General features: G+C 71.4%; 13 protein-coding genes and 1 pseudogene. 11 read left to right on the forward strand and 3 right to left on the reverse strand.

Annotated features, from left to right (window positions below):
* Positions 1-580, reverse strand: a 580-nt coding sequence (locus AC1MIR_RS25080) for a hypothetical protein (RefSeq protein ID WP_480030900.1), incomplete at its 3' end; no start/stop codon positions are given.
* A gap of 240 nt (positions 581-820) precedes the next feature.
* On the opposite strand from AC1MIR_RS25080, the gene AC1MIR_RS25085 reads away from it, so the two are divergent.
* The 4 genes from AC1MIR_RS25085 (at position 821) to AC1MIR_RS25100 (ending at position 4,349) form a co-directional block, all read left to right on the forward strand.
* A complete protein-coding gene (locus tag AC1MIR_RS25085) occupies positions 821-1,432 on the forward strand; it encodes a DNA-3-methyladenine glycosylase I (protein WP_480030901.1) in 612 nt (203 codons plus the stop codon).
* 84 nt (positions 1,433-1,516) lie between these two features.
* Positions 1,517-3,163 (forward strand): GMC family oxidoreductase, encoded by a 1,647-nt coding sequence (locus AC1MIR_RS25090; RefSeq protein WP_480030902.1) that lies wholly within the window; start codon positions 1,517-1,519, stop codon positions 3,161-3,163.
* Positions 3,160-3,939 (forward strand): SDR family NAD(P)-dependent oxidoreductase, encoded by a 780-nt coding sequence (locus AC1MIR_RS25095; RefSeq protein WP_480030903.1) that lies wholly within the window; start codon positions 3,160-3,162, stop codon positions 3,937-3,939. The genes AC1MIR_RS25090 and AC1MIR_RS25095 overlap by 4 nt, the downstream gene beginning before the upstream one ends.
* Before the next feature lie 11 nt (positions 3,940-3,950).
* Positions 3,951-4,349, forward strand: a complete 399-nt coding sequence (locus AC1MIR_RS25100) for a RidA family protein (protein WP_480030904.1) — start codon at positions 3,951-3,953, stop codon at positions 4,347-4,349.
* Between the two features lie 31 nt (positions 4,350-4,380).
* Here AC1MIR_RS25100 and AC1MIR_RS25105 read toward each other — a convergent pair whose 3' ends face one another.
* The gene (locus AC1MIR_RS25105; RefSeq protein ID WP_480030905.1) at positions 4,381-6,117 is read right to left on the reverse strand and encodes an ABC transporter substrate-binding protein; all 1,737 of its coding nucleotides are present in this window, start codon (positions 6,115-6,117) and stop codon (positions 4,381-4,383) included.
* Here AC1MIR_RS25105 and AC1MIR_RS25110 point away from each other — a divergent pair.
* Genes AC1MIR_RS25110 through AC1MIR_RS25140 form a run of 7 tightly spaced genes read left to right on the forward strand, consistent with a single transcriptional unit; the run spans position 6,116 to position 12,219 of the window.
* Positions 6,116-7,585, forward strand: coding sequence for a dihydrolipoyl dehydrogenase family protein (locus AC1MIR_RS25110; protein ID WP_480030906.1), 1,470 nt, complete (start codon positions 6,116-6,118; stop codon positions 7,583-7,585). The genes AC1MIR_RS25105 and AC1MIR_RS25110 overlap by 2 nt on opposite strands.
* Before the next feature lie 11 nt (positions 7,586-7,596).
* Positions 7,597-8,307, forward strand: a complete 711-nt coding sequence (locus tag AC1MIR_RS25115) for a TVP38/TMEM64 family protein (protein ID WP_480030907.1) — start codon at positions 7,597-7,599, stop codon at positions 8,305-8,307.
* 11 nt (positions 8,308-8,318) lie between these two features.
* A complete protein-coding gene (locus AC1MIR_RS25120) occupies positions 8,319-9,122 on the forward strand; it encodes a DUF547 domain-containing protein (RefSeq protein ID WP_480030908.1) in 804 nt (267 codons plus the stop codon).
* A 7-nt stretch (positions 9,123-9,129) separates the two neighbouring features.
* Positions 9,130-9,987 (forward strand): phosphate/phosphite/phosphonate ABC transporter substrate-binding protein, encoded by an 858-nt coding sequence (locus tag AC1MIR_RS25125; RefSeq protein WP_480030909.1) that lies wholly within the window; start codon positions 9,130-9,132, stop codon positions 9,985-9,987.
* Entirely contained in the window at positions 9,987-10,733 is a 747-nt protein-coding gene (gene phnE / locus AC1MIR_RS25130; protein ID WP_480030910.1) for a phosphonate ABC transporter, permease protein PhnE, read from the forward strand. Before AC1MIR_RS25125 ends, phnE begins: the two co-directional genes overlap by 1 nt.
* Positions 10,733-11,383: a phosphonate ABC transporter ATP-binding protein gene (locus tag AC1MIR_RS25135; protein ID WP_480030911.1), complete on the forward strand. Its 651-nt coding sequence runs from the start codon at positions 10,733-10,735 to the stop codon at positions 11,381-11,383. The genes phnE and AC1MIR_RS25135 overlap by 1 nt, the downstream gene beginning before the upstream one ends.
* Positions 11,365-12,219: a metallophosphoesterase family protein gene (locus AC1MIR_RS25140; protein ID WP_480030912.1), complete on the forward strand. Its 855-nt coding sequence runs from the start codon at positions 11,365-11,367 to the stop codon at positions 12,217-12,219. Before AC1MIR_RS25135 ends, AC1MIR_RS25140 begins: the two co-directional genes overlap by 19 nt.
* Here AC1MIR_RS25140 and AC1MIR_RS25145 read toward each other — a convergent pair.
* Positions 12,209-12,527, reverse strand: a pseudogene (locus AC1MIR_RS25145) (ABC transporter ATP-binding protein); the annotation flags it as partial. The gene AC1MIR_RS25140 and the pseudogene AC1MIR_RS25145 overlap by 11 nt on opposite strands.

The raw sequence follows: 12,527 nt of genomic DNA on the forward strand, positions 1-12,527 counted from the left end.
CCCTCAAATCTGCACCTCCACCGGGGTGTCGGAGGGAGGCGTAGCGCGGCGCCGCGTGCGGTTTGCCCGCAACTCGCCCATCCAGCCCAGCGCCGGCTTGTAACGATGCTGTTTCGAGACAGCCTCTAAGCCGATCGATGGCGTCGCCGCCTGCGTGCTCGAGGCGCAGGCTCACCGACTGAACGGCGGAGAACTGGGTACCTACGCGCACACCTTCGAGGCCAAGAAGAACTCCCGGAGAGACGCTGATGCCCGCCTCAGATTGTAGTGTCTGCTGAAATACGGTCGGTGGCGCTGCACCTTCGACAAGCCCGAGCACATCGGTCGGCACGCCGCATTCGCGAAAGTCGCCCACATAATTGACGGATGCATCACCGCCTCTCGGCCCCGAGGTCACCTCGACCACAGCGCCGGGCCCCATTTTGCTGTCGGGGATGGCGAGCGGCGTGTAGCCCGCCTCTGTGAGAAGCTCAGCAAGAGGCGGCGGGCGCACCGTCTCTCCAAGGTTGAACGCTCCGCAGCCACTCAAAGCGAGCGCAGCCAAAGCGGCGCACCTCCGAAGACCTTGAGCAAGTACCATCCTGGATCCCCCTGCTTGGCTTCAACCCTAAGCGCTGAAAAGGAACGCTCGCAACATGAATCGAGCATCGGAGGACATTCCACGAAGGCCCCAAGCATGGGCCATCGGCGAACCCTTCAGCCTGGGGAGGGAAGCGCGTCGCCGGCGCGTGGCGACGGTTCGAATCCGGGTGCACTCCCTCCGCCACCTCTCCCCCGACCTGCTCGACCCCGTCATGATGTCTCCGCTTTCGGGGGACCCATGAGCAGCACGATCCTCGGGCCGGATGGCAGGCCACGGTGCCATTGGTGCGGCGCGACGCCTGACTACCTCGCCTACCACGACACGGAATGGGGCTTCCCGGTCGCCGAGGATCGCCGGCTGTTCGAGAAGCTGTGCCTGGAAGGCTTCCAGTCCGGGCTGAGCTGGCGGACCATCCTGGCGAAGCGCGAGAATTTCCGCGCCGCCTTCCACCACTTCGAGATCGACCGCGTCGCCCGGTTCACCGAGCGCGACGTGGCAAGGCTGCTGGGCGATGCCGGCATCGTTCGCCACCGCGGCAAGATCGAGGCCGCCATCAACAACGCCAAGCGCGCGCAGGAACTGGTCCGGCAGGAAGGCTCGCTGGCCGCCTATGTCTGGCGCTTCGAGGACGCGGCCGAGGAGCCCAGCCTTCGTGCCACCTCGGCTGCCTCGATCGCGATGTCGAAGGACCTGAAGAAGCGCGGCTGGGCCTTTGTCGGGCCGACAACCGTCTATGCCTTCATGCAGGCCATGGGCCTGGTGAACGATCATGCGGGTGATTGCGCCATCCGCGCGGAAGCGGCCCGCGCCCGCGCGGCGTTTCGCCGCCCCGGCGCCCCTGGTGCATGAGCCGCCGCCCTGGCCTAGACATTTCCCTCATGCCCGGCCGGCCGTCCCGCCCGGGTCGGACCGGAACGCAGGACGTCGCTTGCCATGGCTGAAGCCACCCCCGCCGCCGATACGTTCGACTACGTCATCGTGGGCTCCGGCGCGGCGGGATCCGTGCTGGCCAACCGGCTCTCCGCCGATCCCGGCGTGACCGTCTGCGTGCTCGAGGCCGGGCCGCCGGACCGCAATCCCTGGATCCATGTCCCGGCCGGCTTCGTGAAGACGCTGAAGGACCCCTCCGTCACCTGGCAGTTCCGCACCGAGCCGACGGCGAACACCGGCGGGCGCCGCATCCCGACCATCCAGGGCCGCACCCTCGGCGGCGGCTCCTCGGTCAACGGCATGATCTACAACCGTGGCCAGCCGGCGGATCTCGACAACTGGGCGCAGCGCGGCAACCGCGGCTGGAGCTATGCGGACTGCCTGCCCTACTACCGCCGCAGCGAGAACCGCATCGGCCTCTGCGACGAGACGCGCGGGCAGAACGAGGGCGCGATCCCGGTCACCGACATGGACTGGATCCACCCGATTTCCGAGGCCTTCATCGCGGGCTGCGTCGGCCTCGGCATCCCGCGCGCGCGCGACTACAACAGCGGCGACCAGGCGGGCGTGGGATACTACCAGCGCACCATCCGCAACGGCCGGCGCATCTCCGCCGCCGTGGCCTTCCTCAAGCCGGCGATGACGCGGAAGAACCTGGAGGTGCGCACCAATGCGCGTGCCAGCCGCATCCTGTTCGAAGGCAAGCGCGCCGTCGGCATCCGATACCTCGGCGCGCGCGACGCGGCGCCGAAGGAGGTGCGGGCGCGGCGCGAGGTGATCCTTTCGGCGGGCACGGTGAACACGGCGCGGCTGATGCAGGTCTCGGGCGTCGGGCCTGCCGATCTGCTGGGACGTCTTGGCGTGGAGATCGTGCACGAGCTTCCGGTGGGGCTGAATTTCCGCGACCACTACGCCTCGCGCTTCGTGATGCGGGCGAAGCCCGGCGTGGACACGCTGAACGAGCTCTCGCGCGGGCTGAAGCTCGGCGCGCAGATCGCGCGCTGGATGACGCGGCGGCCGAACATCCTCGCCACCACGCCGTCGCATGTGCATGTGTTCTGGAAGAGCTTCGAGGGGCTGGACCAGCCCGACCTGCAATGCGTCTTCACGCCCGGCTCCTACGCGGAGGGCAAGGTCTACATCCTCGACGACTATCCCGGTGTCACCTGCGGTGCGTGGCAGCACCGGCCGGAGAGCACGGGTTGGGTGCGGGCGCGCAGCACCGACGTCTTCGAGGATCCGGAGATCAACCCGAACTACCTCTCCGACCCGATGGATGTGCGCGTGCACCTGGCGGGCATGCGGCTGGTGCGGCGGATGCTCAACACGCCCGAGCTCGCCCCCTTCCTGGAACGCGAGACGCTCCCCGGCCCCGATGTGCAGGGCGACGACGAGCTGCTCGACTTCGCGAAGCGCAACGCGAGCACGACCTACCACCTGATCGGCACCTGCCGCATGGGCCCGGCGACCGACCCGAGCACGGTGGTGAGCGACCGGCTGCTGGTGCATGGGATGGAAGGCCTGCGCATCGTGGATGCCTCGATCATGCCGAGCATGCCGTCGGCCAACACCTACGCCACCACGCTGATGATCGCGGAGAAGGCCGCCGACTTCATCCGCGGCCGCGAGATCGCCGAGCAGGCGGCATGAGCGGCAAGGTCGCCCTGGTAACCGGCTCGGGCCGTGGCATCGGGCTGGCCACGACGCGGCGCTTCCTCGCGGAAGGCTGGCGCGTCGCGCTGCTCGACATAGACGGTGAGCTGCTCGGCCATGCCATGGCGGAGCTCGCGCGGCCCGACGACACGCTGGCGCTGCATTGCGACGTGGCCGACGCGGCCGGCGTGACCGCGGCCGTGCGCCGCGCGCATGCGCATTTCGGGCGCCTCGACGCGCTGGTGAACAATGCCGGGACCGCCGTGTTCAAGCCGATCCTCGAGACGACGCCGGAGGAATGGAACCGCGTGCTGGCGGTGAACCTCACCGGCCCCTTCCTCGCCACCCAGGCCGCGGCGCCGCTGATGGCGGAAGGCGGGGGCGGAGCGGTGGTGAACATCACCTCCATCTCCGGCCTGCGCGCCTCCACGCTGCGCGTCGCCTACGGCACCAGCAAGGCGGGGCTCGCGCATCTGACGAAGCAGCAGGCGGTGGAACTCGGCGCGCTCGGCATCCGCGTGAATGCGGTGGCGCCCGGCCCCGTGGACACCGCCATGGCCAAGGCCGTGCACACGCCGGAGATCCGCAAGGACTACCACGACACCATCCCGCTCGACCGCTACGGGCTGGAGGCGGAGCTGGCCGAGACGATCTTCTTCCTGTGCAGCGACCGTGCCAGCTACCTGACGGGCCAGGTGATCGCGGTGGATGGCGGCTTCGACGCCACCGGCATCGGCCTGCCGACCCTGCGCGCCGCGCGGCGCAACCTCTGAGGACGCCGGCCATGGACACGCCGATCTTCATGCTCATGGCCGACGGCCCCGACCGCGTCGCGCCCTTCAGCCACGCCGTCCGCTGCGGGCCCTGGCTGCTCGTCACCGGCCAGATGCCGACCGATCCCGCCGACAGCCATCGGCCGTTGCCCGACGGCGTCGAGGCACAGACGCGGCAGGTGATGCGCAACCTCGAACGCGTGCTGCAGGGCGCGGGCTACGCGCTGTCTGACGTGGTGCAGGCGCGGGTCTATCTCACGCAGTTCGAGCGCGACTACGAGGCGATGAACCGGACCTACGCATCCTTCTTCCCGCCGGACCGGCTGCCGGCCCGCACCTGCATCGGCGTGACCGGCCTGGCGCGCGGTGCGCTGGTGGAGATCGATCTCGTCGCCTGGAAGGCGCGCTGACCCGCCTTGCTGTTCCGGCGGGCCGGCCGCCTCACCGCGCCGCCTTCTGGATGTTCCAGCCGATGATGATGCCCGGCATGGAAAGCACGCCCGAAAGCCGCGGCGTATGCGCCGCCGGCAGGTACCACTGGCCATAGGGCACATAGGGCACCAAGCGATAGGCGCTGGTCTGCAGCTCGTCCAGGATGCGCCGGCGCTCCGCGGCATTCGCGGCATAGGGGAAGGCGTCGATCAGCGCCTGGTGCGCCGGGTCGCAGGGCCAGCCCGGCCAGGCGCGCTCGCAGCTCGCCTGCATCGGCACGTTGCCGACCGGATCGCTGGCGCCGAGGCCGTTCCAGAAGGTCAGCCCGATATGCCAGCCGCCCTCGCTCGGCGGGCGGCGGTTTGCGCGGCGGCCAGCCATGGAGGCGAAGTCCATCGCCTGCACGTCGGTGCGGAAGCCCACCTTCTGCATCTGCTGCGCCAGCACCAGCGTGGCGGCATGGACGAAGGGATTGTCGGTCGGGTCCATGATGACGATCGGCGCGCCGTCATAGCCGCTCTCGCGCAGCAGCTGCCGCGCGCGGTCCTGCGCGGCCGGCGAACCCAGGCCAGGCGGCACGCCGGCATCGGTCTCCTGCGGCGATCCGCAGACGAAGAAGGCGTGGCAGACCCGGTAGAGCGACGGGTCCGGGAACATCGCCTGCAGGATCTCTTCCTGGTTCACCAGCAGCATCAGCGCCTGGCGCGCGCGGGGATCGTTGAAAGGCGGGTGGATGTGGTTCATGCGGATCATGCCGGGCGCGCCCAGCGTGTTGATCCGCACCAGCCGCATGCCGCGCCGCTGCAGCATCGGCAGGAAATCGACGCCCGGGCTCTCCACGAAATCGAGCTCGCCCTGGATCAGCGCCAGCACCGCGGTCTGCGCATTGGCGATGTTGAGCCACTCCACGCGGTCCACATGCGCGACCTTGCCGCCCGCGGTGCCGGAAGCGGGCTCGCTGCGCGGCACGTAGTTGGGGTTCCGGCGATAGACCACGCGGCTGCCGGGCACCCATTCCGAGCGCTCGAAGATGAAGGGACCGCTGCCGATCGTCTCGGTGATGGCGGTGAAGGGATCGGTGGCGGCGACGCGCGCCGGCATGATCGCCGGCATGTTGCCCGCCGGCTTCGACAGCGCATCGAGCATCAGCGCGTAGGGGCGCCGCAGCGTCCAGACCACCGTCTTGCCGTCCGCCTCCGCGGCAAGACTCGCGGTGATCGCCGTGATCTGCCGCCCATGCGGATCGCGCGCGCCCCATCGTCGCAGCGAGGCCACCACATCCTCGGCCGTCACCGGCGCGCCGTCATGGAACGCCAGCCCTTCGCGCAGCGTGAAGCGCCAGGTAAGGCCATCGGGCGAGACGCTGTGCGTGGCGACCATCTGCGGCTGGGGCCGCTGCTCGGCATCGCGGCCGAAGAGCTGGTCGTAGATCATGTGTGCATGGCTCTGCACCACGCCCGCCGTCGTGTTGATCGGGTCGAGCGTCTGCAGATCGGCATTCGGCACCATGCGCAGCACCCGGTCCGGCGAGGTGGTCTGCGCCATTGCCGGGCCGGAGGCCGATGCGAGGCCGAGCGCAAGGCCAAGCCCGAGGGCGTGCAGCAGCCGAACCATCATCCGCGTCTCTCCCGTCAGGCCGGCAGCCCCGGCGGAGGTTGTGTAACAATCGTTCCAGATCGCCGCAAGCGTAACCTCTCCGCCACCCCCGGCGAAGCGGCCCGCGACGACCGAGGGGAAGACCAGCATGGCCGAGCCGATTGCCGTCCCGACCGCCGCCGCGAAGCGCCCGACCTTGCGGGACGGCGTGCTGCATGCGGATCTCTGCGTGATCGGCGCGGGCTCCGGCGGCCTCTCGGTCGCCGCCGGCGCGGTGCAGATGGGCGCCTCCGTGGTGCTGATCGAGAAGCACCGGATGGGCGGCGACTGCCTCAACACGGGTTGCGTGCCTTCCAAGGCGCTGCTGGCTGCCGCGCATGCGGCGCAGGTGGTGCGCGGCAGCGGCCGCTTCGGCGTCAACGGTCATGAGCCCGCCGTGGACTTTTCGCGCGTGCATGCGCATGTGCATGGCGTCATCGCCGCGATCGCCCCGCATGATTCGGTGGAGCGCTTCGAGGGACTCGGCGTGACGGTCATCCGCGCCGCCGCGCGCTTCACCGGCCCGCAGGAGGTGGAGGCCGGCGGCCAGCGCATCCGCGCGCGCCGCTTCGTCGTCGCGACCGGATCTTCCGCCGCCGTGCCGCCGGTCCCGGGCCTGGCCGAGACGCCCTACCTCACGAACGAAACGGTCTTCGGCCTCTCGGACCGGCCCGACCATCTGCTGGTGCTCGGTGGCGGACCGATCGGGATCGAGATGGCGCAGGCCTTCCGCCGGCTGGGCGCGCAGGTGACCGTTCTGGAGCGCGCGGCCATCCTGCCGAAGGACGAGCCGGAAGCGGTGGCGGTCCTGCGCGCGGCGCTGCGGCGCGAAGGCATCGTGCTGCATGAGGGTGCGCAGATCGCCGCCATCAGGCGGGCCGCGAACGGCGTGGAGGCGGAGCTTGGCGACGGCACGCGCATCGCGGGCTCGCATCTGCTGGTCGCGGCCGGGCGGCGGCCCAATACCCAGGGCCTGGGGCTGGAGCAGGCGGGCATCGAGGCGACGCCGCGCGGCATCACCGTGGATGCGGGGCTGCGCACGACGAACCGCCGCGTCTTCGCCATCGGCGATGTCGCGGGCGGACCGCAATTCACCCACATCGCCGGCTACCACGCCGGCATCGTGATCCGGAACGCGTTGTTCGGCCTGCCCGCGAAGGTGGATTACGCGGCGTTGCCGTGGGTGACCTATGCCGATCCCGAGCTTGCGCATGTCGGCCTGACCGAAGCCGATGCGCGCGCGGCCGGACATGCCGTCTCGATCCTGAGCCAGGACCTGGCGGGCAACGATCGCGCCCAGGCCGAGGCCGAGACGCAGGGGCTCATCAAGGTCGTCCTCGGCAAGGGCGGTCGCATCCTGGGCGCCACCATCGTCGCGCCGCGCGCCGGCGAGATGATCGGCCTCTGGGGGCTGGCGATCCAGAAGCGGCTGAAGATCGGCGCCATCGCCTCCTCCCTCGCGCCCTATCCGACGATGTCCGAGATCTCGAAGCGCGCCGCCGGCGGCTTCTACACGCCCACCCTGTTCGGCCCGCGCACGCGCCGGCTGGTCGGGCTGATCCAGCGTTTCCTGCCGTGAGGATGCCGCAGATGAGCATGCGCAAGCTGTTGGCGGATCGCCGCCTCTGGGTGGCGGCCGGCGCTGTCGCGCTGATCGTGGCCGCGCGCGCGAGCGGCCTCGGCGATCTGCTCTCGCTCGATACCCTGGCCCGCCACCGGGAGGCGCTGGCGGCCTTCGTCGCGGCGAACTTCGCCGTCGCTGCGCTGGCCTATGTCGGGATCTATGTCGTCGCCGTCGCCTTCTCCGTGCCGGGCGCGCTGTTCCTGACCCTGGCCGGCGGCTTCCTGTTCGGCGCGGTGGGCGGCACGCTGCTGACGGTGCTGGGGGCCACGATCGGCGCGACGCTGGTGTTTCTTTTCGCCCAGCGGATCTTCGGCGCCGACGCGCTGGACCGGATGGGACCGAAGGCGCGGGCGCTCGGCGAGGGCATCCGCCGCAACGCCGCCTCCTACCTGCTCGTGCTCCGCCTCGTGCCGTTGTTCCCGTTCTTCCTGGTGAACCTGGTGCCGGCCTTCGTCGGCGTGAAGTCGGCGACCTACGTCGCCACGACCGCGATCGGCATCCTGCCCGGCACGGCGGTGTTCACGCTGGCCGGTGCGGGGCTCGGCGATGTGCTGGCGATGGGCGGGGCCTTCGATGTGCGGGCCGTGCTGACACCGCAGATACTCGGCGCGCTGTTCGGCCTTGCGGCCCTCTCCCTGGCGGCGATCCCCCTCAAGGCGCGCTTCGCGCAGGGATGAGCGATCTGCCGATGCGCCGCCGACGCCTGTTCGCGCTTACCGCCGCGGCGGTCGCCGCTGCCGTGCTGCCGCGACGCGCCGCCGCGGATCCTGATGCGGCGCTGGATGGACTGCTCGGTCGTCATGTCCGCGCCCATGCCGATGGCGTGACGCGCGTGCGCTACGCGGCCTGGAAGGCAAGCGCGGCCTACCTCGGCGCGCTCGACGCCTGGATCGGACAGGCGGCCGCGCGCACGCCGTCGGCGATGTCGCGCGCCGAAGCCTTTGCGCACTGGGCCAATCTCTACAACGCGCTGACGCTGAAGGTGGTGCTGCAACGCTATCCCGTGCGCTCGATCCGCGACATCCGATCGACCGGCGTCGGACTCGACCTCCGCCAGCTCAGCGGACCCTGGCGCACGCGGCTGGTGACGGTCGAGGGCCGCCCGCTCTCGCTGGACGACATCGAGCACGGGATCATGCGCCCGACCTTCCGCGACCCGCGCGTGCACTATGCGGTGAACTGCGCCTCCATCGGCTGCCCGAATCTCTGGCCGCGCGCCTGGCACGCCGCGTCGCTGGAGCGCGACCTTGATGCGGCGGCCGCGGCCTATGTGAACCACCCGCGCGGCGTCGCCGTGCTGTCGGACGGCCGGCTGCGCGTCTCCTCCATCTACGCCTGGTTCCGCGAGGATTTCGGCGGCAGCGACGCGGGCGTGGTCGCGCATCTGCGCCGCCATGCCGCCCCGGCACTGGCGACACGCCTTGCCGGCGACCCGGCGATTGCCGACAACGCCTATGACTGGACGCTGAACGACGGATCAGCCGTCGCATGAGGATCCGATGAACCGCCGCACGATCCTGCACGGCGCGCTGGCCGCGCCGTTGCTTGCCCGCCCCGCGCTGGCACAGGGCGCGCCGATCCGCTTCGCCGTCGGTCCCTTCCAGCCGACGGCCGGCGACACCCGCCGCGCCTTCGCGCCCTTCTTCGCGCATGTCGCGCGTGTCCTTCGCCGCCCGCACGAATTGGCCGTGACGACCGACTGGGCGGGAATCGCCGTGGCGCTGGGCAGCGGCCAGGCCGATTGCGCCTGGATGGGCCCGTGGGGCTACGTGCTGGCGAGGGCGCGCGCCGGCGCCGAGGCGCTGGCCACCGTGCTCTACCAGGGGCGGCCGACCTACCATGCCATCATCATCGCCAGGCCCGAGCTCGCCATTGCGCGCTTCCCGCAGGATGCGCGCGGCATGAGCATTTCCTTCGCCGATGCCGGCTCGACCAGCGGCTGGCTGATCCCGCATCACTGGTTCCTGACGCAGGGCATCGATCCGCGCAGCTTCTTCCGCTATCGCGACGGCGCCAGCCATGCGGCCAACGTCATCTCCGTCGCCTCTGGCCAGGTGGACCTCGCCACCGATTTCGATCGCAACCTCGCCGCCATGATCGCCGCCGGCCGCGTGCGGGCGGAGCAGGTGAAGGTGGTCTGGCGCAGCGCGCCGCTGCCGAACGACGCGCTGGCCGTGCGGCGTGGGCTTGATCCGGGCCTGAAGGCTGCGCTGTCACAGGCGGTGCTGGCCATTGATCCGGCGACGGCGGCGCAGGTGATGCCGCCCGACTACACCGGCTGGATCGCCGCGACCGCCGAGACCTATGCGCCGATCGAAGCCGCCGGCCGCGCCCTGGGGCGCCTGTCGCAGAGCTGATGCGGCGCCTCGCCTGGATCGCCTGCTTCGCCGCTGTGCAGGCGGCCTGCATCTGGGTGGTGCAGCCCGACCTCGGCCGGCTCTGGGCCGGGCTGCCGCGGCTTGCGGGCTGGATCGCCGGCGGCTTCCCGCTCGACTTCTCCGGCTTCGCCGACATCGCGCAGCGCGCGGCGGAGACGGTGGCGCTGGCGACGCTCGGCACGACCGTTGCCGCCGTGCTGGCGCTGCCGCTTGCGCTCCTCGCCGCGCGCCCGTCCTGCCCCTGGATGCCGCTGTATCATCCGGTGCGCACGCTGCTCGATGCGCTGCGCGGCGTGGACGGCTTCGTCTTCGCGCTGATCTTCGTCGCTGCCGTCGGGCTCGGCCCCTTCGCCGGCATGCTCGGCGTGGCGCTGCATTCCGCCGGGAGCCTCGGCAAGCTGTGGTCGGAAGCCTGGGAGGCCGCGGACCCCGCGCCGATGGAGGCAGCGCGCAGCGCCGGCGCCGGCCGCGCCCAGGCGGCTTCCGTCGTGCTGCTGCCGGAGACGCTGCCGCAGACCGCCTCCGCCACGCTCTATGTCTGGGAGTTCAACATCCGCGCCTCCACCGTGCTCGGCCTGGTCGGCGCCGGCGGCATCGGGCAGGAGCTGAAGAACGCCGTGGACCTGCTCGACTTCAACCGCGTGCTCGCGATCCTCGCGGTGATCGTGGCGCTGACGCTCGCGGCCGACCGCATCTCCGCCGCGCTGCGGCGCCGCCTGCTGTGATGCTGCAGGCGCCACCGGGCCTTGTGGTGCGCGGCCTCGACGTGGCGCTGGATGGCCGGGCGGTGCTGCGCGGCGTCTCGCTGGATGTCACGCCGGGCGAGGTTGTCGCGCTCGCCGGCCTGTCCGGCTCGGGCAAGACCACGCTTTTGCGTGCCATCGCCGGGCTCCTGCCCCCGGAAGGCGGCGACGTGCTCGCCGCCGCCCGGCCCGCCTTGGTCTTCCAGCAGCACGCGCTGGCCGGGCGGCTCACCGCCCGTAACAACGTGCTGGTCGGCGCGCTCGGCCGCATGGGCTTCTGGCGCGCCGCGCTGCGCCTCTGGCCGCGAGCCGAGGTCTCGGCGGCGGAAGCCTGCCTGGAGCAGGTCGGCCTGCCCGGCCTCGGCGGGCGGCGCGCGGATCGGCTCTCCGGCGGCCAGCGCCAGCGCGTCGCGATCGCACGCGCGCTGCTGCAGCGATCCGCCGTGCTGCTGGCCGACGAGCCGGTGGCGAGCCTCGACCCCGAGACGGCGGAAGGCGTGCTCACGCTGTTGCGCGACCTTGCACGACACGAAGGCCTGGCCGTGCTGGTCTCGCTGCATCAGCCGGAACTCGCCGCGCGCTTCGCCGACCGCCTGCTGCATCTGGAGGATGGATGCCTGAGGACCGCGTGATTCGCATCGCGCCGGATGCGCCCTTGCTCGTCTTCGGCGGCCCCTATTCCAACCTGCAGGCGACGCGGGCGCTGCTGGCCGAGGCCGCGCGGCGCGGCATCCCGCCGCGGCGCATCCTCTGCACCGGCGATGTGGTCGCCTATGGCGCCGATGCGGCGGCCTGCTGCGACCTGGTGATGCAGGCCGGCATCGCCGTGCTGGCCGGCAATTGCGAGGAGAACCTGGCGGCGGGCGAAGCCGATTGCGGCTGCGGCTTCGCGGAAGGCACGCAATGCGACCTGCTGTCGCGGGCCTGGTATGCCCATGCGCTGCGGCAGGTCACGCCGCCGCAGCGCGCCTGGATGGCCGGGCTGCCGCGCCGCATCCTGCTCGACCTGCCGGATGGCAGGCGCCTGGCCGTGCTGCATGGCGGCGCCACCGACATCAGCCGCTTCCTCTTCGCCTCGACGCCGGATGCCATTCTGGCGGAGGAGATCGAAGCGACCGGCTGCGACGGTGTCGTCGCCGGCCATTGCGGCATGCCGTTCGCGCGGCGGGTGGGGCAGGGGCTCTGGATCAATGCGGGCGCGATCGGCATGCCGGCGGATGACGGCACGCCGCGCGGCTGGTTCGCGCTGCTGACGCCGACGCCGTCCGGCCTGCGCACGCAGATCCTGCCGCTCGACTACGACCACGCTTCCGCCGCCGCGGCGATGCGCGCGGCAGGCCTGCCGGAAGGCTATGCCGCGGCGCTTGGCAGCGGCCTCTGGCCCTCCTGCGATGTGCTGCCGCCGGCAGAGCGCGCGCGGCGCGGCCTGCCGCTGGAGACGCTCAGCCTGGACTGGCCTAGACCGTGAGCAGGCGGCGCACGGCCGGTTCGTCGAGCTCCGCGGTCGCACCGGCCATCGCCACCTCGCCGCGCACCATCACCACGATGCGGTCGGCCAACTCGCGCGCGAAATCGTAGTACTGCTCCACCAGCACCACCGCCATCCCGCGGTCCTGCGCGAGGTGGCGGATGACGCGGGCGATGTCCTTGATGACGGAAGGCTGGATGCCCTCCGTCGGCTCGTCGAGGATCAGCAGCCGCGGGCCGGGGGCCCGCCGCCCCCCCCCGGGCGGGTGGGGGAGCGGGCCCCCCCCCGCCAAACCCCCCCCCCCCCGC

It is taken from the genome of Falsiroseomonas sp. RANM36 (assembly GCF_056682175.1).

What these genes read in the sequence shown, in the direction of transcription:
- AC1MIR_RS25085 (WP_480030901.1), top strand. Translation starts at nt 821, where the DNA reads ATGAGCAGCACGATCCTCGGGCCGGATGGCAGGCCACGGTGCCATTGG.
- AC1MIR_RS25090 (WP_480030902.1), top strand. Translation starts at nt 1,517, where the DNA reads ATGGCTGAAGCCACCCCCGCCGCCGATACGTTCGACTACGTCATCGTG.
- AC1MIR_RS25095 (WP_480030903.1), top strand. Translation starts at nt 3,160, where the DNA reads ATGAGCGGCAAGGTCGCCCTGGTAACCGGCTCGGGCCGTGGCATCGGG.
- AC1MIR_RS25100 (WP_480030904.1), top strand. Translation starts at nt 3,951, where the DNA reads ATGGACACGCCGATCTTCATGCTCATGGCCGACGGCCCCGACCGCGTC.
- AC1MIR_RS25110 (WP_480030906.1), top strand. Translation starts at nt 6,116, where the DNA reads ATGGCCGAGCCGATTGCCGTCCCGACCGCCGCCGCGAAGCGCCCGACC.
- AC1MIR_RS25105 (WP_480030905.1), bottom strand. Translation starts at nt 6,117, where the DNA reads ATGCTGGTCTTCCCCTCGGTCGTCGCGGGCCGCTTCGCCGGGGGTGGC.
- AC1MIR_RS25115 (WP_480030907.1), top strand. Translation starts at nt 7,597, where the DNA reads ATGAGCATGCGCAAGCTGTTGGCGGATCGCCGCCTCTGGGTGGCGGCC.
- AC1MIR_RS25120 (WP_480030908.1), top strand. Translation starts at nt 8,319, where the DNA reads ATGCGCCGCCGACGCCTGTTCGCGCTTACCGCCGCGGCGGTCGCCGCT.
- AC1MIR_RS25125 (WP_480030909.1), top strand. Translation starts at nt 9,130, where the DNA reads ATGAACCGCCGCACGATCCTGCACGGCGCGCTGGCCGCGCCGTTGCTT.
- phnE (WP_480030910.1), top strand. Translation starts at nt 9,987, where the DNA reads ATGCGGCGCCTCGCCTGGATCGCCTGCTTCGCCGCTGTGCAGGCGGCC.
- AC1MIR_RS25135 (WP_480030911.1), top strand. Translation starts at nt 10,733, where the DNA reads ATGCTGCAGGCGCCACCGGGCCTTGTGGTGCGCGGCCTCGACGTGGCG.
- AC1MIR_RS25140 (WP_480030912.1), top strand. Translation starts at nt 11,365, where the DNA reads ATGCCTGAGGACCGCGTGATTCGCATCGCGCCGGATGCGCCCTTGCTC.